Consider the following 18,131-nt stretch of genomic DNA (forward strand, 5'->3'; position numbering starts at 1 on the left):
CTGCGGAATTGATGTGATTCAGTTAACATGCATTAACTTCAGTGGCTTGCATCAAGGAGGATGGATGGACATCAGCGGAGCGGTGGCACTGGTCACCGGCGGGGCATCGGGACTGGGGGCGGCGACGGCCCGGAGGCTGTTCGACGCCGGTGCCTCGGTGGTGTTGATCGACCTTCCGTCCTCCTCGGGCGAGGCCTTCGCCGCGGAACTGAACGCCTCCGGCGCGGCTTCCAAGGCGGTCTTCGTCCCCGCCGACGTCACCGACGAAGCGCAGGTGCAGGCCGCCGTCGACGCCGCAACGGCCCTCGGCCCGCTGCGCATCGTGGTCAACTGCGCCGGCGTCGCCACCCCCGGCAAGGTGCTGGGGCGCGACGGCGTGCTGCCGCTGGAAAGCTTCAACAAGGTCATCCAGATCAACCTCGTGGGCACCTTCAACGTCATCCGGCTGGCCGCGGCAGCCATGGCCGCCACCGAGCCCGTGACCACCGGACTCGGCGGCCCGGAGCGCGGCGTCATCATCAACACCGCCTCGGTCGCCGCCTTCGACGGCCAGATCGGCCAGCCCGCCTATGCCGCATCCAAGGGCGCCGTGGCGGCGATGACGCTGCCCATCGCCCGGGAACTGGCGCGCTCGCTGATCCGCGTCATGGCCATCGCGCCGGGCATCTTCGAAACGCCAATGTTGGCCGGTCTCCCGCAGGACGCCCAGCACTCCCTGGGGCAGCAGGTCCCGCACCCCGCACGGCTCGGCCGTCCCGGCGAATACGCCAACCTCGTGGCGCACATCGTGGAGAACGCCATGCTCAACGGCGAAACCATCCGACTGGACGGCGCGATCCGGATGGCGCCGAAATGAGCCCGGACGGGCCGGCGTCGACAGAACCGGTGGACGCTCTTCCGACGGCGGATTTCTTCGACTTCGAATCCCTCCTCAGCGTCCAGGAACAACGCAAGCTCCAGGAGGTTCGCGAATTCCTGGCCAGCGAGGTGGCACCGTACGCCAAGGACTGGTGGGACAACGCCGAGTTCCCCACGCACCTCCTGCCCAAGTTGGGCGGGCTCCGGCTCAGCGCGCCCACCCACCGCGGCTACAGCAACCTGTTCGCGGGCTTGGTCATCTCCGAAATGACCAGGGTGGATACCTCCATCGCCACCTTCTTCATGGTCCACCACGACCTCTTCGTGGAGTCCCTTTACGAGTTCGGTTCCCAGGAACAGCAGGACCGCTACCTCGACGACGCCACCAACCTCCGCACCACCGGCGCCTTCGCGCTGACCGAACCGGAGCACGGTTCGGATGTGGCGGGCGGCCTGCAGACCACCGCGCGGCGGGTTGCCGTCGATGCAGGAACACCCGACGACGGCGGGGGACAGTGGGTGCTGAACGGCGCCAAGCGCTGGATCGGGAACGGGACGTTCTGCGACCACATGCTGGTCTGGGCCCTGGACGAAGCGGAGCTCGACGCCGGGCACAAGGTGATCCGGGCCTTCATCGTGAACGGCAATCTCCCCGGGGTGACACGTACCAAAATCGAGAACAAGATCGCCCTGCGCACCGTGCAGAACGCCAACATCACCTTCAAGGATGTGCGCGTTGCGGAGGCAGACCGCTTCGCAGGAATCAGCAGCTTTACCGACACCAACTACCTGCTCCGCGGCTCGCGCCTGATGGTTGCCTGGCAGGCGGTAGGGCAGCAGTTGGCAGCGTTCGACGTCGCCCGGCAGTACGCACTGGAACGGCAACAGTTCGGCCGGCCGCTGGCGAAGTTCCAGCTCATCCAGCAGCAGCTGGTGGACATGCTCGGCAACGCGGTGGCCAGCATGGGCATGATGGCCAGGATCGCCCAGCTCCAGGAAGACGCCTACGTTGACGCGAAAGGCGAGCGGCACGGCGGCGCGAGCATGGCACAGGTGGCGCTGGCCAAGTCCTACTGCAGCGCCCGCATGCGGGAGACAGTGGCCATGGGCCGCTCAATCCTCGGCGGAAACGGGATCGTCACGGACTACCGGATGGCCAAGATCTTCGCCGATGCCGAGGCCATCTACACCTACGAGGGCTCCTTCGAGATCAACTCGCTGATCGTGGGCCGGAATGTCACGGGCGTGTCCGCGATCGTGTAGCGAGGCCCGTTTTTGGCGTGCCGCCGGACCTCAGGCGTGCCGCGGCGCGAAAGTCTCCACGACGGCCACCACACCGAAGGACCCCAGCACGGTGCCGGTGACGCGGTCGATCCAGCGGCGGAACTGGGCGCCCTGCAGCCACTTCCGGAAGAACTGTGCCGCCGAGATGATCACCGCGAACCACACCACGGCCTCGACGTTGCTCACCACGGACAACAGCAGGCCCATCCAGACGGCGGGCACCTCCGGCACCAGGAACTGCGGGATGACGGCGATGCAGAACATCCCGTATTTCGGATTGAGCAGGTTGGACGCGAAGCCCTTCAGCCAGGTCCGGCGCAGCGGTTCCAGGCTCAGGTGGGGGAGGGCACCCGGCGGGAGGTCGGCGTCGGACTTCTTCAGGGAAGCGCGCCAGAGACCGATACCCAGCCACAGCATGTACACCGCACCGCCCAGGCGCAGTACGTCGTAGGCCACGGTGGAGACCGTGAGCAGCGCGGAAACCCCGGTGGCCGCGGCGGCGCCCCAGACGAAGGCGCCGGCGATCATCCCGAAGGCCGCCATGTAGGCGTGGCGGCGGCCCTGGGCAATCGAATACCGCAGCACCAGCGCGGTGTCCGTACCCGGAATGACGGTGATGAGGGCCGCGATCGCCGCGTAGCCGAGGAGGGATTCCTGAAGGTTCACCATCCAAGGATATGAGCCTTCAGATAATGCGTCCTGACGGGAGTTTTTCGCCCGCTTCCACCGCCACGTCGATTGAGTTTCCGGCAACCGGCATGGGGCAGGTTCCGTACGGCGTGAAGGCGCTGGGGTAGTTGATGGCGCGGTTGAAATCAACCACCACGGACGCTGTTCCAGAAGAATCCAGCCGCGGCCGCGGCACGAAGACCTTGCGCCATTCGTCGGTGGTGTTGCCGTTCGTCTCGTCGTGGAAAGTCACGTTGAGGGCACCGAGCTTCTCCCCCTCGGCGTGCAGGCGGACCTCGTGCTCCCGGCCCGGCACGTGGAAGACCACCTCGCCCACAGATCGGTGCACCCCGTCCACCAGGGGATTCGCCGTGCCGATCGGCACATCCACCGGTTCCGGGTAGGCCTCGAAGCGGCCCGTGACCACCCAGTCCGGGTTGTAGTCGAAGGTGGGCACGCCGTCGAACTCCGTCAGCACGGGCGAGGAATCATCCCGGGTGCGGATGGCGTACTTGTCAGCGCGCATGGCCAGCTCCACCACCACGTCGGTGCCGTCCACCCCGCCGTACTGCACCCACATGAGGGATTCCTCGTCCTGCAGGACGGCCGTGATCGTCCCGTCCACCGGCTCGCCGGTCTCTACGAGCGTGAGGCCGTCGGCGGCGCTCGCGGTGAGGGTCGCCGTCGTGCCGTCGGTTGACCAGAGCCCCGGGACGAGTTCGACGGCGGACGGTTCGGCTTCAAGCCACTGGAACGAGGTGAGGGTCAGCCAGCCGTGCGGAGTTGCGAGGGCCGTGTTGCGGCTGCTGCGGAACCGCTGCCACCGTTCGATCTGGGCGTCGGCGGGTGCTGTTGCGGTCATGATTCCTCCGGTCTGTGTCTGCGTCTTCGGCGTCGCTGCCTTCAACCATGCACTGTGCGGTGGCATTCCCGCCAAGCCGGGGCCGGAAAGGCCGTAGTGCCGCGCCGGGTCCCGGCGTACGCTCGGGAGCATGGGGATTGATGTGCTGGTGACTGTGCTGGTGACTGTGCTGGTCTGTGTGGGTGTGGTGCTCGCGGCCATCTGGTCCGGGACCCGGATGGTCTCGCGCGGCGGCATGGCGAAGGGGGCCACCGGCACGTTCGGGAGTGTGCTGGGCATGATCGATCCGGCCACCGGCGCGCCGACGAACGTCGAGGCGGCGGCCGCACGTGAGGAATTGAAACAGCAACGGCACGAGGTCTACTCGGAAGGTCCGGGCGGGCACGGCGTGGATCTGGCGGGCGGGAAGATTGTCCTGCCGCCGCAGGGCGGAAACCACCCGGCCTGACCACCCTCCGAGACACATTGCGGGGGCCCGGATGCCTGCGGGTAGGATTTTCTGGAATCAGTAATCCGGCTCACAGTATCCAGCGCAGTGTACGGGCCACCACCATGTCCAGAGGTACTTTTCTTATGGTTGACACTGCACATTCAAGCGCCGATCTTGCCGCGGAGCTGCGGGCGGACGTCCGCCGGGTTTCCACGCTCCTCGGCGAATCGCTGGTCCGCCAGCACGGCCCGGAGCTGCTGAACCTCGTGGAGCAGGTCCGCCTTCTCACCAAGGAATCCAAGGAAGCCGCCCGCGGCGGTGCCGACGCCACGGGCCCTTGGAGCGCACACGACGTCGTTGCCCAGGTCCGCGAACTGCTCGCCTCCCTGCCGCTGGACGAAGCCACCGAACTGGTCCGCGCCTTCGCTTTCTACTTCCACCTTGCCAACGCCGCCGAGCAGGTCCACCGCGTCCGCGGGCTGCGCACGCGCAAGGAAAAGGACGGCTGGCTCGCCCAGGCCGTCTCCGAGATCGCCGGCGAGGCCGGCCCCGAAGTGCTACAGGACGTCGTCAACGGCCTGGACGTGCGCCCCATCTTCACCGCGCACCCTACCGAAGCCTCCCGCCGTTCCGTGCTGGACAAGATCCGCAAGCTCTCGGACGTGCTGGCCGAGCCCACCGAGGAAGGTACCTCCGCCCGCCGGCGCCAGGACCGCCAGCTCTCCGAAATCATCGACCAGATGTGGCAGACCGACGAACTGCGCCAAGTCCGCCCCACGCCGGTGGACGAGGCCCGCAACGCGATCTACTACCTCAACAGCATCCTCGGCGACGCCATGCCGGAGATGCTCACGGACCTCTCCGAACTGCTCGCCGAGCACGGCGTCAGCCTGCCCGCCCAGGGTGCCCCGCTGCGTTTCGGGTCCTGGATCGGCGGCGACCGTGACGGCAACCCGAACGTCACCGCCGCCGTCACCCGCGAAATCCTGCAGCTGCAGAACCAGCACGCAGTCCGCCTCAGCATCTCCCTGGTGGACGAGCTCATCTCCGTGCTCTCCAACTCCACCGCGCTGGTGGGTGCCGAGCAGGAACTGCTGGACTCGATCGCCGTCGACCTTGAGAAGCTTCCCGGCCTGGACAAGCGGGTCCTGGAACTCAACGCCCAGGAGCCGTACCGCCTGAAGCTGACCTGCATCAAGGCCAAGCTGATCAACACCGGCCGCCGCGTGGCCGCCGGCAGCTACCACGAGCCCGGCCGCGACTACGCCACCACCGCCGAAATGCTCGGCGAGCTCGAGCTGCTGGAAACTTCGCTCCGGAAGCATTCGGCGTCGCTCGTGGCCGACGGCGCGCTGGCCCGCGCCCGCCGCACCCTCGCCTCCTTCGGCCTCCACCTGGCCACCCTCGACATCCGCGAGCATGCCGACCACCATCACGACGCCGTCGGGCAGCTCATCGACCGGCTCGGCACCGAGGGTCCCTACGCGGAGCTCAGCCGGGAGGAGCGGTTCAAGCGCCTGAGCATCGAACTGGCGTCCCGCCGCCCGCTCTCCGGCCACCCGATCAAGCTCGACGGCGCCGCGGACGGCACGTACGACGTCTTCCGCAGCATCCGCCAGGCCTTGCAGACTTACGGCCCGGACGTCGTCGAGACATACATCATCTCCATGACCCGCGGCGCCGACGACGTGCTCGCGGCCGCCGTGCTGGCCCGCGAGGCGGGCCTCGTGGACCTCTTCGGTGCCGCCCCGCACGCGAAAATCGGCTTCGCGCCGCTGCTGGAAACCGTGGAAGAGCTGCGGGCCTCGGCCGAAATCGTGGACCAGCTGCTCTCCGACCCGTCCTACCGGGAGCTGGTGCGCCTGCGCGGGGACGTGCAGGAAATCATGCTGGGCTACTCGGACTCCAACAAGGAATCCGGCGTGATCACCAGCCAGTGGGAGATCCACAAGACCCAGCGGAAGCTGCGCGACGTCGCCGCCAAGCACGGCGTCAGCGTCCGCCTGTTCCACGGCCGCGGCGGGTCCGTCGGCCGAGGCGGCGGACCCACCTACGATGCCATCATGGCCCAGCCCAACGGCGTCCTCGAAGGCGCCATCAAGTTCACCGAACAGGGCGAAGTCATCTCGGACAAGTACTCCCTGCCGGAGCTGGCGCGGGAGAACCTGGAACTGTCGCTGGCCGCCGTCATGCAGGGCTCCGCGCTGCACCGCACCCCGCGCACCTCCGAGGACCAGCGCGAACGCTACGGCGAGGTCATGGAGACCATCTCCGATGCCGCCTTCGAGCGCTACCGCTCCCTGATCGACGACCCCGAGCTGCCCGCCTACTTCCTGGCCTCGACGCCGGTGGAGCAGCTCGGCTCGCTGAACATCGGCTCCCGCCCGTCCAAGCGCCCCGACTCCGGCGCCGGGCTGGGCGGCCTGCGCGCTATCCCGTGGGTGTTCGGCTGGACCCAGTCCCGCCAGATCGTGCCGGGTTGGTTCGGCGTGGGTTCCGGCCTGAAGGCTGCCCGCGAAGCCGGTCGTTCCGCGGAACTGGCCGAGATGATGGACCGCTGGCACTTCTTCCGCTCCGTGATCTCGAACGTGGAGATGACCCTGGCCAAGACGGACATGGACATCGCCGGACACTACGTCTCCTCCCTGGTCCCGGCCGAGCTGCACCACCTGTTCAAGGCCATCCGCGCCGAATACGAGCTCACCGTGGCCGAAGTGGAGCGGCTGACCGGCGAAACCGAACTGCTCGAGGCCCAGCCGACCCTCAAGCGCTCCCTCGAAATCCGCGACCAGTACCTCGACCCCATCAGCTACCTGCAGGTGGAGTTGCTGCGCCGGGTCCGCGAAGCCTCCATCTCCGGGGCCGAGATCGACGAACGCCTGCAACGTGCCATGCTCATCACGGTCAACGGCGTGGCTGCGGGGCTGCGGAACACCGGGTAAGGTCCCTTCTTTCGCGCGAACGTACAGTTGAGGCCCTTTTTTCCGCCTTTTTGGGGCTCCAACTGTACGTTCGCGCGTTATGGGGGTGCCCACTAGGGTTGATGGGTGCCGTCTTTTCAAGCCAAGTTGAAGATCACCGGGCTCCGGCCCGGGAATGCTCCTGAGTCCGTCATGGCTTCGGCCGTCGAGGCGTTGGAGACCCGGCACCATGTGGAATCGGACCAGCTGGGCATCGTGGGCGGGGTCCCGCAGATCGTGCTGCGCTTCCTCGTGGAGGCGCGCGACTACCAAGGTGAGAACAGCGAAGCCCGGCTCTCGGCCGAGATGATGCGCGACGCCGTCGAACGCGTTGCGCTGACCGGTTCCCTCACGGTGCTGCGCCGCAGCCGCGGCAAATGGGCGCCCGTCTGACGTCCGATAGGATCTCAAGAATGCCCGTTCTTGATGCCTCCCTCCAGCTCGACACCCTGCCGCAGATGCTCCTCGACGTGGGCGCGATCGAGCAAAACATCGCCATCAAGGAAGCCTGGACCCGGGACCACGGCATGTTGCTGGCCCCGCACATCAAGACCACCATGACCGAGGAGATCGTGCGGCGGCAGCTGCCCGGCTGCTGGGGCGTCACCGTAGCGACTGCCAGCCAGTGCGCGAAGGCCGTCGAGTGGGGCGCCACCCGGATCCTGATCGCCAACGAGGTGCTCTTCCGCGGCCACCTGGAGCAGCTGCGTGCCCTGCTTGCCGCCACTGCGGAGCTGGAGATTTACGCGCTGGCGGACTCGGCTGCCGGGGTTGCCGCCGCGGCGGAGGTCTTCCGCGGGGCTGGGTCCGAAGGGGCTGCCCGGCCGCTCAAGGTGCTCATCGACGTCGGGATCTCCGGCGGCCGCACCGGCATCCGGACGGCGGCGGAAGCGGGACCCCTGGCGGAGCAGGTTTCCGCGGCCGACGGGCTGCTCCTGGCCGGCGTCAGCGCCTACGAGGGCGTGGCCCCGAACGTGCGCACCGGGGAGAACCTGGCCGTCGTCGACTCCCATTGCCGCCTGGCGCGCGACATCTTCGAGTCCCTTGAATTCGACGTGGAACAGCCTGTCTTCACCGTGGGCGGATCCGCGTTCCAGGACCGCGCCGCGATGTTCCTGCCGCAGGGTGCCGTTAACGTGCTGCGCTCGGGCTGCTATGTGGTGCACGACCACGGCACCTACGCCGGTGTGTCCCCGGTGCCAGGCCTGGAGGCCGCCGCAGTGGTCCGCGCCCTGGTGGTCTCCGCTCCGGAGCCCGGCCGGGTGATCCTGAACGCGGGCAAGCGCGAACTGGCGTACGACGCCGGACTGCCGGTGATCGTCGCACACTACCGGGGCGGGGAGCTGCTTTCCGGCGGGGAGCTTCCGGCCGCTACGCTCACCAAGCTGTTCGACCACCACGCGATCGTCGACGACGCAGCTGGCTTCGAGGTCGGAGACATCGTGGACCTCGGCATCTCGCACCCCTGCTCGGTGTTCGACCGCTGGCGCGAAGTCATCGCGGTGGGACCGGACGGCGTCGAGGTCTGGAAGCCGGCCTTCTAGGAGCCTGCGGCAAGGTACCCGCCAAACCGTGGGTTACCGGACGAAATTTGGGCCGGTTTTCTTTATTTCGGCGGGCGCTTTCACAGGGCCTCCGGATCGTCCTGGCTGGGTTCCTGGAGCATGTCCAGCGGCTCGTCCACCGGGGAGCGGTTGCCGCGTTTCCGCGTGACGATCACGCCGACCACGATGCCGATCACCAGGCCCATGCCGACTCCGATCAGTGAGCTCGCCCAGAACGGCAGCTTCGTGGTGGAACCGGCGAAATAGCCGAGCCCGGTCTGCCAGGACGCCCACAGCAGCCCACCGAGCGCGGCGCAAAGGCTGAAACCACGGGCGGAGACGTCGGCAATCCCGGCGGCGGCCGACGTCGCGAGCCGTCCTCCCGGGATGAAGCGGGCGCCGATGATCGCGCCGTAGGTGGAGGAACGGCCGGCCTTGGCGATGGCTTCATGGATGCCGCGGTGCACCCGGCGGCCCCATTTCCAGCGGTCCAGCACATGGCTGAGGCGCCGCTTGAACAGCTGGAACACCACGATGTCGCCCAGCCACGAGGCCGCCGCCGCCACGAGGCCGACCAGCCACGGGTTCACGGTGCCTTCGGCGGCCAGTGCCCCACCGGTGATCACTGCCATTTCCGACGGCACGGGAGGGAACACGGCGTCGCCAAGGACCAGGGGGATGATCCACAGGTAGATCGCCCCTCCCCAGCCCTCGGCCGTGCTCAAGTCCATGCGCACAAATTACCGCACTCCGGGGGTGGCGGTGCCGCACAAACTGGCAGCTGTTGCCCATAAATTTGCGGCTTGGGATCATCTGCTGCCGGTTCGCGCGGGGGGAGAGAGTGGGAGACTGAGGACATGCGGATTGAACTGGTGCAGGGCGACATCACGACGCGCGCGGTGGATGCGATCGTCAACGCCGCAAACTCCTCCTTGCTTGGCGGCGGGGGAGTGGACGGCGCCATCCACAGGGCCGCAGGGCCCGAACTCCTGGAGGCATGCAGGGAACTCCGGCGGACGGAACTGCCGGACGGACTGCCGGTGGGTGCCGCCGTCGCGACCTCCGGGTTCCGGCTCTCCGCCCGCTGGGTCATCCACACGGTGGGCCCGAACCGGCACGCCGGGCAGACCGACCCCGCGCTGCTCGCATCCTGCTTCCGGGAGAGCTTGGAGCTCGCCGAATCCCTGGGCGCGCGTTCGGTGGCGTTCCCCGCGGTGAGTGCCGGCGTGTACGGCTGGGATGCGCGCCAGGTTGCCGAAACAGCGTTCGACGCCGTCAGCGGCTTCGCTGCCTCGCGTCCGGACAGCGGGGTGGAACTGGTGGAGTTCGTGCTGTTCAGCCCCGGGATGGTGGAGGCATTCCGGCGCGTCCGGGAAGGGTGAGCGGAGCGGACGCCGGTCCTTGATGCAGGGTGCGGTCCCGGACAATGGTCGGGCTTCATGGCGGACAATGGAGCCGAGGTTTCGGGGATTGACCTCGTGCCTGACTTCATCGCGCACGCCCGTGCCCGGTTTCCTTCGGTGCCGTTCGGTGTCGGATCGCTGCGCAGCCTCGGGGTTGGGGACGGCCATTTGGCCGGTGTGCTCGCCTGGTATTCCCTGATCCACTTCGCTCCGGAGGACCTGGCTCCGGTGCTGCGGGAGTTCGCCCGTGCTATTGCTCCCGGCGGCGGGCTGCTCCTTGGCTTCTTCGAATCGGAGGAGCTGCGTCGCTTCCCCCACGCGGTGACGGACGCATACTCCTGGCCCGTGGAGAGAGTTGGCGCCCTCCTTGAGGCTTCCGGCTTTTCCGTTGTCGAGAGCCATTCGCGAACCGATCCTGGGCACCGGCCGCACGCGGCGATCGTTGCCCGGCGGCTCGGCCGACAGGGCGGAACTGCCCGGTAGTTCAGGAGTTTCCGTACGTCGTTGTCGCCGTCACACCTCCGTCCTAAGATCAAAAAACAGGGTCCCGGCTCTCCCTGTCGGGGCCGAGTTTAGGGAGGTACGTGATGTTGATCGAAGACGTCCGGAAGCTGGACGACCAGGGCCTGGCAGCCTGGGACCAGCACAAGCCCGATGACTTCGCCGGCATGTTCGCCGACGATTTCACGCTGTCGGACGTGACACTGCCCGAGGCCCTTCATTCGACGGACCAGGTGCGGCACTACATGGAATCGTGGTTCACCGCGTTCCCTGACATGCATATCCGCAGCATCAATCGCGTGGTGACCGAGGACGCGGTGGCCGCAGAGGTCGAGTTCACCGGCACGAACACCGGGCCCCTTGCGTTTGGCGGCATGGAAATGCCCGCCACGGGGAAAACCGTCAAGGGCAGCGGCACCTATTTCGTCTCCGTGAGCGATGGCAAGATCACCTCGTTCAGCGCTCATCCTGACGTGGCCGGCATGATGGCCCAGCTGGGGATGATGCCCGGCGCCTAGCCGTTCAGGCCCCCGCCCGCTTCGAGCACGGACTTCAGGGTGTCGAGTTGCCCGACCTCCGACTGCATGGTCTTGGTGATCATCGATCCCATCAGCTTCATGAGGCCTTTCGGCTCAAGATCCAGCTCGAAGCGCACAGTGGTCCGCCCGTCCCTCTCTTCCAAGGTGAAGGATCCGTTCGGACGGGCCGGGCCGGCAGTCACCTCGAAATCAAGGCGCCTGCCGGGCTGGGCTGCGGTGATCTCGTAGTCGCCAGCGATCGGGCGGCCTCCCGGACCGGTCAAGGTCTGGGAGTACACCGCGCCCTGGGCGCCTGCCTGCCCGCCGGCGAGGGCAACTTCCTGGACTGCCGGACGCCAAAGTTTGTTGTTCAAGCCATCCGCCAGGAAAGCGTAGACGTCGTCTGCGGTGCGGTTGATCGTGACTTCGTTTTCTGCGTGGGCCATGTGGGTTCCTTTGCGTCATCCGGCTGCGTCATCCGGCCTGCGGCGCGGCGCTTCCCGCCGTCGTGATCGCATGTGCGTGGCCGAGGGCTCGGCCTGCGCGGAAGTACCAGTACGGCCACAGCACCCAGCCGACAGCGCCGAGTGCGGCCCCGATCCCGGTGACCGTCCAGCGGAGCGCGTCCGGGCCGGGCAACACGTAACCGAGGCCTGCGACCGGCAGGCCGATCAGTAATGCCGCGCCGATGAACCTGCCGAGCCGGGCTAGGCCCCGCGGGAAGTCTTTGTGCCTCAGGAGTTGCCGGTGGGCCAATAGGAACCAGGCGGCCTGCATGGTCATGGCCGCGACAGTGACGATCGTGGACGGGACAAAGTCGAGGACCCGGAAGACCAGCAGGAAGGAACTAGCTGACCCCGCCACGCTCGCGGCGACGACCACCCATTTCAGGCTTTCGTTGCCCGTGCCGGCCGGCAGCCTCCGGTGGACCTGCAGGATCACCGGGATGACCAGGAGGTTGAAGATGCCGCCGATTGCGTCGTTCGTGGTACCGAAAACGTAGGGGCCGCCCTTCGGCACCTCGAACGCGTACATGGCGGCAAGGGTCGCGACGCCGGCCACGCCGGCAGCGGACGCGGTGTAGGCGAACGCGGACGCAGTCCGGTCGCCGGGAAGTTCAGGGAGCTGGGCGCTGCTGTGGTCCTGCATGGATCCTCCTGGAATCCAGTGCGGCGCTGGCCGCAAAGCGATGAAATGGCCCCAGCAGTCCCATGGTATTCCTGCGGAGGGTTCATCGGGAGGGACAGCTGTTCGCTTAGTCCGCCAGCACCTGGAACATCACGTGGTCCTGCCAATGGCCGGCGATCTTGAGGTACCTCGGAGCCATTCCGTAGCTTTCAAAGCCGTTGCGCTCGAGGACTCGTTGCGAGGCGGTGTTGTGAAGGAGCGTTTCGGCTTGGAGACGGTGTAGGCCAAGCTCCCGGAAAGCAATCTCCTTGACCTCCGCGACGGCGGCACTCGCCAATCCGCGCCCGTTGTGGGTCTGGCGCACCCAGTAGCCGATCCCGCCCGACTCCAGAGCACCCCTGACAATGCTGCCAATGTTGATCCGTCCCACCAGCCCGCCGTCGGCGTCTGTGATCGCCAACGGAACCATGGTGCCGGCGTCGTGGCTTGCAAGCGACTGCTGCAGAAGCTTGTGTTGGGTTTCCTCGGTGAAGAAGCTGTCCTCGCGGATCGGGTCCCAAGGCGCCAGGAAATCCCGGTTTTCGGCCAAGACCTTTGCGAGGACCGGGGCATCTTCCAGGGTTATGAGCCGGGTGATTGCCAAGGGGGATCCTTCCGGACGTCAGTGCGCTTCGCTGAGTTCCAACCGGCTGCGGTACTCCACCGGCTGCCTGCTGATCGGGTCCACGAAGCGGATGCCGCGGGCCAGCAGCTGCAGCGGCTTCGAGTAATCGTCGGGCGCCTTGTCCAGCAGCTCCGGATAGAACGCGTCGTTCACGATCCCCAGACCCAGCGACGCCATGTGCACGCGCAACTGGTGCGTCTTTCCGGTGTGCGGCTCCAAACGGTACAGCGCCCGGCGACCAGCCGCTCCGGCGTCGAACGTTCTCAGCTGCTCGATGCGCGTCTCGGTGTTCGGTTCGCCCTCAACCACCTCGGCAAGCAGGTAGTCGCGCGACTTCACCATGCGGTTGCGCACCAGCGCGGGGAACTCGATGGCGGGATGTCCCGGTGCGGGCTCCGCGGCGGAGACGCACTCGTACTCTTTCTGCACTTGGCGCTTCTCGAACAGCACCTGGTACTTGCCGCGGGTTTCCGGGTTCGTGGAAAGCAGCAGGACGCCGGCGGTCATCCGGTCGAGGCGGTGCATGGGGATGAGGTCCGGCAGGCCGAGCTGGTTCCGCAGCCGCACCAGCGCGGTCTCCTGGATGTAGGTGCCGCCCGGAGTGGTGGGCAGGAAGTGCGGCTTGTCCACCACGAGGAGATGCTCGTCCTGGTACAGGATGTTGATCTCCACCGGCAGCGGCGTCTCCTGGGGGAGCGTGCGGTAGTACCAGATGAAGGTGTGGTCCTCGAGCCTCGTGTGCCTGTCCAGGGGAATCCCGCCTTCGCCCACGATCTCGCCGGCGTCGAAGCGGTCCTCGATGCCCTGTGGGTCGATGTGGCCCCAGCGGTGCATCATGTAGTCCATCGCGGTGTCCCACGGCCCCTCGTCCGGGAGGCGCAGGCGGGTGGCGTTCACGCCGTCGCGCACGGGAAGGGGGGATTGCATCACCGGTCAATTCTACCGGTGGCTCGCGTCCGCCCGCGCCGGTCCACCCGCGCGTAGGCTGGCCGCATGACTGCTTTCCGAATGGACCACGTGGGCGTCACCGTGCAGGACCTCGACCGGGCCATAGCGTTCTTTGAGGCGCTGGGCTTCGAGATGGAGGGGCGTTCGGAGGTCGGCGGGCCCTGGGCGGACCGGGTCAACGGCCTGGACGGGACCCGCGTGGACATGGCGATGATGAGTCCTCCAGGCGTGGGTGGCACCAAGCTGGAGCTCAGCCGGTTCATCTCACCGGAACCGGTGGGGGAGATGGCCCGGCCGGTGAACTCCTTCGGCTTCAGCCACGTCTGCTATCAGGTTGACGACGTCGGCGCCGTTGTCGCCCGGGCGCGCGATGCCGGCTACGGGCTGGTCCGGCAACTCGTGAACTATGAGGACATCTACCGCCTGGCGTACATCCGCGGGCCGGAGGGCCTGCTCGTCGAGGTCGCGCAGGCGCTGTGAGCCGGAAGGCCGTGTGAACCGGCACACCCACCACCGACGGTAAAAAAATTCTTGACAAAAAAAGTTGTCGGTAGGCATGATGGACGCATGTTGGACATCGAAGTGATCGAGGACCCTGCCGCCGCGGAAGCGTCACTGGATCCGATCCGCACCCGCATCCTCCAGGAGCTCGCCGAGCCCGCCTCGGCCACGCAGCTCGCCGCCAAGGTGGGACTGCCCCGGCAGAAGGTCAACTACCACCTCAAGGCCCTCGAAAGCCACGGGCTGGTGGAACTTGTGGAGGAGAGGAAGAAAGGCAACGTCACCGAACGCATTTTGCGCGCGACGGCGGCCTCCTACCTGATCTCGCCGGTCGCCCTGGCCTCGGTGGCGCCGGACCCCCGGCGCTTCGCGGACCGCTTCTCTGCGTTCTGGCTGCTGGCGCTCGCAGGCCGCACGGTCCAGGAGATGGGCAAGCTCATCGCAGGCGCCGCGGCGGCCAAGAAGAAGCTGGCGAGCTTCGCGATCGACGGCGAAATCACCTTCCGCACGGCCGCGGACCGCGCCGCCTTCGCCGAGGAGCTCGGCGTTGCGGTGACCCGGCTTGTGGACAAGTACCACGACCGCGGAAGCGGCGCCTCAAGCGGCGGTGCCCACGACGGCGGTGCGGCCGGCGGAACCGCAGCCGGCGGGCGCAAGCACCGCCTCGTCGTCGTACTCCACCCCGCACTGAAGGCACCCAAAGAAAGCACGGAACTCAAGGAAAAGGACCAAGGCAATGACTGACAAGCGCGAATTTGAAATCGTCTTCGACGGCGAAATCCCCGGCACTCCTGAGCGGGTCTGGGAGGCCGTGACCAACGGCACCGCCGCTTGGATGTTCCCCACGGACCAGTGGCCCTCCGTCAAGACTGTGGAGGAGTACCCGAGCCACCTGGTGGACCGCATGGAGGGGCCCGATGGCTGGTTCAACCAGCTCGAGCACGTCATCGAACCGCTGGACGGCGGCCGGGCCAAGCTCCACTACGTGCACAGCGGGATTTTCGAGGCCAACTGGGATGAGCAGTACGACGGCGCCAGCAAGCACACCGCCTTCTACCTGCACACCCTTGGCCAGTACCTGCAGCACTTCGACGGCAAGCCCGTGCTCTTCACGGACATCCAGGCCCCCGAGGCCTCGCAGACCCCGGACGGCTTCGAGCGGTTCAAGAAGGCCCTCGGAGTCGAGGGCGTGGCACAGGGTTCCCCTGTGGAGGTGGAGGTGGACGGCGTGGGCAAGCTGAGCGGTGAACTCGACTTCTCCAACGAGCACTTCCTGGGCCTGCGCACTTCCGACACCCTGTACCGCTTCTTCGGCCGCAACAACTTCGGCGCCACTGTGGGCATGACCGTCCACGACTTCAGCGGAAGGGGCGACTCCGAGGCCACAGCCAAGGCCTGGGGCGCGTTCCTCGAGAAGGTGTACGCCTAGGCTCCAGAATGCGGGGCCCGCTCTACGTCCTTTGACGCGTCGAAAAGACGTAGAGCGGGCCCCGCAACTCTGCCGGTTTAGCAACTCTGCCGGTTTATGCCGGAGATTCGATCGGCACCCAGGCGCCCAATTGGCTTGTTCCCGCCCAACTGACTCGCAGTTGTTGTCGTTTTGACGCCTCAAAACGACGTTAACTGCGAGTCAGTTGGGGGGAGGGGATCAGGCGATCGCCGCCTCCTGGGGCTCCTTCAGCGTCCGGCGCAACTGCGGCGCGGCGTCCAGGCGGTCCTGGGCGGCACGCAGGGCGAGGACCGCCGTCGTGAGTTGCTCCGGCGGGAGGGTGAACGGCACCCGCAGGAAATGCTCGAAGGAGCCGCCGACGCCGAAACGCGGCCCCGCTGCCAGCCGCAGGCCGAACTCGGGGGCGAGGACCGCGAGGGCGGTGCTCGACGCCGAGGGCAGCCTGCACCAGACGGTCAGGCCGCCGCGCGGGCGTTCGAAAGTCCACCCGGGAAGGTGCTCGGCCAGCAGGCCAAGCAGGGTCTCACGGTTTCCCCGCAGGGTCTCGAGCCGGGCGCCCAGCGGTTCGGCGAAATCGCGCATCAGCCGGGCGGCGGCGAGTTGTTCCACGGCCGGTCCGCCGAGGTCCATGGTGGTCCGGGTCGCCACGAAGCGGGCGATGAGTTCTTCGCCGGCGCGGATCCAGCCCGTCCGCAGGCCTGCCCAGTGCGACTTGCTGAGCGAGCCGATGGAGACCACCGCGGGGCTGAAGGCGGCGAGCGGCGTGGTGCCGACGCCGTCGAGGTCCAGGGCGCGCAGGGTCTCATCCACCACCAGCACCGTGCCCGTACCTGCCGCCTCGCGGACCAGGCGCCGGCGCTGCAGGTCCGACATCACGCGCCCTGTGGGGTTGTGGAAGTCGGGGAGCAGGTACGCCATGGCAGGGCGCTGCTGCCGCATCGCGGAAACCATGGCGTCGATGTCCCAGCCCGGACCGCTTGCCCCTGAAGCTTCGGCGGCGGGCAGCGGCACCGGAACCGTCCGTGAACCGGAGGCCCGGATGGCGTCCAGGGCATTCGGGTAGCTCGGATGGTCCACCAGCACCTTCTGCTGCCGGCCGGCGAGCGTGCGCAGGATGATGTTCAGCGCGTGTTGGGCGCCGGAAGTCACCAGGATCTGGGACGCCGACGTCGGAACGCCCGCTTCCGTGTAATGCGCGGCGATTGCTTCCCGCAGCACCGGGACGCCGAGCGGGTCGTAGCCGAAGCCCGGCAGCAGCGCCGGCAACTCGGTCAGCGCGTCCGCGAAGGCCCGGTGCACCACCTCGCCGGTGGCGGGCAGCGAGGCATAGGCAAGGTCCAGCACGCCGTCCGGAGCCACGAGGCAGGGGGTCTGGGCCAGGGCCATGCGGTGCGGGAGCCGGGTGCGCGCCCGGCTTCCCTGCCCGCCGCTCAGGAAGCCCTGTTCGCGCAGCCCGGCGTAGGCCGCGGTGACCGTGGTGCGGCTGACCCCGAGCGTTTCGGCGAGGGCGCGCTCACTGGGGAGCGCGACATCCAGTGCGATGCGCCCGTCCAGCACCAGCAGGCGCACGACGTCGGCCAGCTCGCGGTACGCGGCCGCCGCACCCGTGTTCCAGGCGCCCAGGAGGCGGGCGAGGGCTGCGGGGCTTAGTGAGCCCGAAGGGTTCGACAGGGAAAGCATAAGACCAGTATTTCAAACTGGCTATGGAAAGCAATGCCAGTTGTCTTGAAAGATGGAGCCATGATGACCCGCAGAATCACCCAGCTCCTGATCGGCCTCGCGATGTATGGAATCTCCCTGGCCATGTTCATCAGGGCAAGCCTCGGACTGGATCCCTGGGACGTGTTCCACCAGGGGCTCGCCGGGAAGCTCGGCTGGAGCATCGGCACTGTGGTGGTGGTGGTCAGCTTCCTGGTGCTGCTGCTGTGGATCCCGCTGCGGCAGATGCCCGGCTTCGGCACCCTCGCCAACGCCGTGCTGGTGGGCGTCTTCGCCGACCTGGGCCTGGCCCTGATTCCGGCCTTCTCGCACCTCGGCGGCCAGATCGCCATGCTGGCGGGGGCCGTGCTGCTCAACGGAATCGCCTCCGCCTGCTATATCGGGGCCCGGCTTGGCCCCGGTGCCCGCGACGGGCTCATGACCGGCCTGGCCCGGCGCACCGGCTGGTCAGTGCGCCTGTCCCGCACGCTGATCGAGGTAGTCGTGCTGGGCTCCGGCTGGCTGCTGGGCGGCTCGGTGGGCGTGGGCACAGTGGTTTACGCCTTGGCGATCGGGCCCCTGGTCCAGTTGCTGCTGCCGCTGTTCGTGGTTCCTGAAAGGTCCGCACCGCGGGAGAGCGCGCTGGACGAGACGGTTCCGCAAGCCCAAGTAGCTGGCAGTTAATGTCGTTTTGAGGGCGCAAAACGACATTA

The 18,131-nt window shown here is 67.4% G+C and carries 21 protein-coding genes; 13 read left to right on the forward strand and 8 right to left on the reverse strand.

Annotated features, from left to right (window positions below; all coding sequences use genetic code 11):
* The first annotated feature begins 64 nt into the window (after positions 1-64).
* Together ACN9M4_RS03045 and ACN9M4_RS03050 are read left to right on the forward strand one after the other, a co-directional pair.
* A complete protein-coding gene (locus tag ACN9M4_RS03045) occupies positions 65-856 on the forward strand; it encodes an SDR family NAD(P)-dependent oxidoreductase (protein WP_426302106.1) in 792 nt (263 codons plus the stop codon).
* Positions 853-2,121, forward strand: coding sequence for an acyl-CoA dehydrogenase family protein (locus ACN9M4_RS03050; RefSeq protein WP_426302107.1), 1,269 nt, complete (start codon positions 853-855; stop codon positions 2,119-2,121). The genes ACN9M4_RS03045 and ACN9M4_RS03050 overlap by 4 nt, the downstream gene beginning before the upstream one ends.
* A 30-nt stretch (positions 2,122-2,151) precedes the next feature.
* Here the strand turns inward: ACN9M4_RS03050 and ACN9M4_RS03055 are convergent, their stop codons facing one another.
* Entirely contained in the window at positions 2,152-2,811 is a 660-nt protein-coding gene (locus ACN9M4_RS03055; RefSeq protein ID WP_426302108.1) for a LysE family translocator, read from the reverse strand.
* A 16-nt stretch (positions 2,812-2,827) separates the two neighbouring features.
* Positions 2,828-3,673, reverse strand: coding sequence for a DUF1684 domain-containing protein (locus tag ACN9M4_RS03060; RefSeq protein WP_426302109.1), 846 nt, complete (start codon positions 3,671-3,673; stop codon positions 2,828-2,830).
* Positions 3,674-3,803: 130 nt separating this feature from the next.
* Between ACN9M4_RS03060 and ACN9M4_RS03065 the strand changes: the two genes are divergently transcribed.
* The 4 genes from ACN9M4_RS03065 to ACN9M4_RS03080 all read left to right on the forward strand — a co-directional run bounded on the left by ACN9M4_RS03065 (position 3,804) and on the right by ACN9M4_RS03080 (position 8,607).
* Positions 3,804-4,121 (forward strand): hypothetical protein, encoded by a 318-nt coding sequence (locus tag ACN9M4_RS03065; protein WP_426302110.1) that lies wholly within the window; start codon positions 3,804-3,806, stop codon positions 4,119-4,121.
* Positions 4,122-4,246: 125 nt separating this feature from the next.
* On the forward strand, positions 4,247-7,045 hold the full coding sequence (ppc, locus tag ACN9M4_RS03070; protein ID WP_426302111.1) for a phosphoenolpyruvate carboxylase: 2,799 nt from the start codon (positions 4,247-4,249) through the stop codon (positions 7,043-7,045).
* A 105-nt stretch (positions 7,046-7,150) separates the two neighbouring features.
* Positions 7,151-7,456 (forward strand): hypothetical protein, encoded by a 306-nt coding sequence (locus tag ACN9M4_RS03075; protein WP_426302112.1) that lies wholly within the window; start codon positions 7,151-7,153, stop codon positions 7,454-7,456.
* A gap of 20 nt (positions 7,457-7,476) precedes the next feature.
* Positions 7,477-8,607: an alanine racemase gene (locus ACN9M4_RS03080; protein WP_426302113.1), complete on the forward strand. Its 1,131-nt coding sequence runs from the start codon at positions 7,477-7,479 to the stop codon at positions 8,605-8,607.
* An 80-nt stretch (positions 8,608-8,687) separates the two neighbouring features.
* On the opposite strand, the gene ACN9M4_RS03085 is transcribed toward ACN9M4_RS03080, so the two are convergent.
* Positions 8,688-9,338 carry a DedA family protein gene (locus ACN9M4_RS03085; protein ID WP_426302114.1) on the reverse strand — a complete coding sequence of 217 codons (651 nt, stop codon included), beginning with the start codon at positions 9,336-9,338 and terminating at the stop codon, positions 8,688-8,690.
* 126 nt (positions 9,339-9,464) lie between these two features.
* On the opposite strand from ACN9M4_RS03085, the gene ACN9M4_RS03090 reads away from it, so the two are divergent.
* From ACN9M4_RS03090 to ACN9M4_RS03100, 3 genes are all read left to right on the forward strand, one after another.
* Positions 9,465-9,989: an O-acetyl-ADP-ribose deacetylase gene (locus ACN9M4_RS03090; RefSeq protein WP_426302115.1), complete on the forward strand. Its 525-nt coding sequence runs from the start codon at positions 9,465-9,467 to the stop codon at positions 9,987-9,989.
* 57 nt (positions 9,990-10,046) lie between these two features.
* Entirely contained in the window at positions 10,047-10,493 is a 447-nt protein-coding gene (locus ACN9M4_RS03095) for a methyltransferase domain-containing protein (protein WP_426302116.1), read from the forward strand.
* 104 nt (positions 10,494-10,597) lie between these two features.
* On the forward strand, positions 10,598-11,029 hold the full coding sequence (locus ACN9M4_RS03100; RefSeq protein WP_426302117.1) for an ester cyclase: 432 nt from the start codon (positions 10,598-10,600) through the stop codon (positions 11,027-11,029).
* On the opposite strand, the gene ACN9M4_RS03105 is transcribed toward ACN9M4_RS03100, so the two are convergent.
* The 4 genes from ACN9M4_RS03105 to ACN9M4_RS03120 all read right to left on the reverse strand — a co-directional run bounded on the left by ACN9M4_RS03105 (position 11,026) and on the right by ACN9M4_RS03120 (position 13,748).
* Complete coding sequence (locus ACN9M4_RS03105) at positions 11,026-11,475, reverse strand: SRPBCC family protein (RefSeq protein ID WP_426302118.1); 450 nt, start codon at positions 11,473-11,475, stop codon at positions 11,026-11,028. The two genes, ACN9M4_RS03100 and ACN9M4_RS03105, sit on opposite strands and share 4 nt — an antisense overlap.
* Positions 11,476-11,503: 28 nt before the next feature.
* On the reverse strand, positions 11,504-12,178 hold the full coding sequence (locus ACN9M4_RS03110; RefSeq protein ID WP_426302119.1) for a hypothetical protein: 675 nt from the start codon (positions 12,176-12,178) through the stop codon (positions 11,504-11,506).
* A gap of 106 nt (positions 12,179-12,284) precedes the next feature.
* Entirely contained in the window at positions 12,285-12,800 is a 516-nt protein-coding gene (locus ACN9M4_RS03115; RefSeq protein WP_426302120.1) for a GNAT family N-acetyltransferase, read from the reverse strand.
* 18 nt (positions 12,801-12,818) lie between these two features.
* Positions 12,819-13,748, reverse strand: a complete 930-nt coding sequence (locus tag ACN9M4_RS03120; RefSeq protein WP_426303372.1) for an RluA family pseudouridine synthase — start codon at positions 13,746-13,748, stop codon at positions 12,819-12,821.
* Positions 13,749-13,814: 66 nt separating this feature from the next.
* Between ACN9M4_RS03120 and ACN9M4_RS03125 the strand changes: the two genes are divergently transcribed.
* The 3 genes from ACN9M4_RS03125 (at position 13,815) to ACN9M4_RS03135 (ending at position 15,699) form a co-directional block, all read left to right on the forward strand.
* The gene (locus ACN9M4_RS03125; RefSeq protein ID WP_426302121.1) at positions 13,815-14,249 is read left to right on the forward strand and encodes a VOC family protein; all 435 of its coding nucleotides are present in this window, start codon (positions 13,815-13,817) and stop codon (positions 14,247-14,249) included.
* An 87-nt stretch (positions 14,250-14,336) separates the two neighbouring features.
* Positions 14,337-15,014, forward strand: coding sequence for an ArsR/SmtB family transcription factor (locus tag ACN9M4_RS03130; RefSeq protein ID WP_426302122.1), 678 nt, complete (start codon positions 14,337-14,339; stop codon positions 15,012-15,014).
* Positions 15,007-15,699: an SRPBCC domain-containing protein gene (locus ACN9M4_RS03135; RefSeq protein WP_426302123.1), complete on the forward strand. Its 693-nt coding sequence runs from the start codon at positions 15,007-15,009 to the stop codon at positions 15,697-15,699. Before ACN9M4_RS03130 ends, ACN9M4_RS03135 begins: the two co-directional genes overlap by 8 nt.
* A gap of 219 nt (positions 15,700-15,918) precedes the next feature.
* On the opposite strand, the gene ACN9M4_RS03140 is transcribed toward ACN9M4_RS03135, so the two are convergent.
* Positions 15,919-17,400 (reverse strand): PLP-dependent aminotransferase family protein, encoded by a 1,482-nt coding sequence (locus tag ACN9M4_RS03140; RefSeq protein ID WP_426302124.1) that lies wholly within the window; start codon positions 17,398-17,400, stop codon positions 15,919-15,921.
* Positions 17,401-17,460: 60 nt separating this feature from the next.
* Between ACN9M4_RS03140 and ACN9M4_RS03145 the strand changes: the two genes are divergently transcribed.
* Positions 17,461-18,102, forward strand: coding sequence for a YczE/YyaS/YitT family protein (locus ACN9M4_RS03145; protein ID WP_426302125.1), 642 nt, complete (start codon positions 17,461-17,463; stop codon positions 18,100-18,102).
* Positions 18,103-18,131 lie beyond the last annotated feature (29 nt).

It is taken from the genome of Arthrobacter sp. R-11, assembly GCF_049913155.1.
Lineage (GTDB): Bacteria > Actinomycetota > Actinomycetes > Actinomycetales > Micrococcaceae > Arthrobacter.

What these genes read in the sequence shown, in the direction of transcription:
- ACN9M4_RS03045 (WP_426302106.1), top strand. Translation starts at nt 65, where the DNA reads ATGGACATCAGCGGAGCGGTGGCACTGGTCACCGGCGGGGCATCGGGA.
- ACN9M4_RS03050 (WP_426302107.1), top strand. Translation starts at nt 853, where the DNA reads ATGAGCCCGGACGGGCCGGCGTCGACAGAACCGGTGGACGCTCTTCCG.
- ACN9M4_RS03055 (WP_426302108.1), bottom strand. Translation starts at nt 2,811, where the DNA reads ATGGTGAACCTTCAGGAATCCCTCCTCGGCTACGCGGCGATCGCGGCC.
- ACN9M4_RS03060 (WP_426302109.1), bottom strand. Translation starts at nt 3,673, where the DNA reads ATGACCGCAACAGCACCCGCCGACGCCCAGATCGAACGGTGGCAGCGG.
- ACN9M4_RS03065 (WP_426302110.1), top strand. Translation starts at nt 3,804, where the DNA reads ATGGGGATTGATGTGCTGGTGACTGTGCTGGTGACTGTGCTGGTCTGT.
- ppc (WP_426302111.1), top strand. Translation starts at nt 4,247, where the DNA reads ATGGTTGACACTGCACATTCAAGCGCCGATCTTGCCGCGGAGCTGCGG.
- ACN9M4_RS03080 (WP_426302113.1), top strand. Translation starts at nt 7,477, where the DNA reads ATGCCCGTTCTTGATGCCTCCCTCCAGCTCGACACCCTGCCGCAGATG.
- ACN9M4_RS03085 (WP_426302114.1), bottom strand. Translation starts at nt 9,338, where the DNA reads ATGGACTTGAGCACGGCCGAGGGCTGGGGAGGGGCGATCTACCTGTGG.
- ACN9M4_RS03090 (WP_426302115.1), top strand. Translation starts at nt 9,465, where the DNA reads ATGCGGATTGAACTGGTGCAGGGCGACATCACGACGCGCGCGGTGGAT.
- ACN9M4_RS03095 (WP_426302116.1), top strand. Translation starts at nt 10,047, where the DNA reads ATGGCGGACAATGGAGCCGAGGTTTCGGGGATTGACCTCGTGCCTGAC.
- ACN9M4_RS03100 (WP_426302117.1), top strand. Translation starts at nt 10,598, where the DNA reads ATGTTGATCGAAGACGTCCGGAAGCTGGACGACCAGGGCCTGGCAGCC.
- ACN9M4_RS03105 (WP_426302118.1), bottom strand. Translation starts at nt 11,475, where the DNA reads ATGGCCCACGCAGAAAACGAAGTCACGATCAACCGCACCGCAGACGAC.
- ACN9M4_RS03110 (WP_426302119.1), bottom strand. Translation starts at nt 12,178, where the DNA reads ATGCAGGACCACAGCAGCGCCCAGCTCCCTGAACTTCCCGGCGACCGG.
- ACN9M4_RS03120 (WP_426303372.1), bottom strand. Translation starts at nt 13,748, where the DNA reads ATGCAATCCCCCCTTCCCGTGCGCGACGGCGTGAACGCCACCCGCCTG.
- ACN9M4_RS03125 (WP_426302121.1), top strand. Translation starts at nt 13,815, where the DNA reads ATGACTGCTTTCCGAATGGACCACGTGGGCGTCACCGTGCAGGACCTC.
- ACN9M4_RS03130 (WP_426302122.1), top strand. Translation starts at nt 14,337, where the DNA reads ATGTTGGACATCGAAGTGATCGAGGACCCTGCCGCCGCGGAAGCGTCA.
- ACN9M4_RS03135 (WP_426302123.1), top strand. Translation starts at nt 15,007, where the DNA reads ATGACTGACAAGCGCGAATTTGAAATCGTCTTCGACGGCGAAATCCCC.
- ACN9M4_RS03140 (WP_426302124.1), bottom strand. Translation starts at nt 17,400, where the DNA reads ATGCTTTCCCTGTCGAACCCTTCGGGCTCACTAAGCCCCGCAGCCCTC.
- ACN9M4_RS03145 (WP_426302125.1), top strand. Translation starts at nt 17,461, where the DNA reads ATGATGACCCGCAGAATCACCCAGCTCCTGATCGGCCTCGCGATGTAT.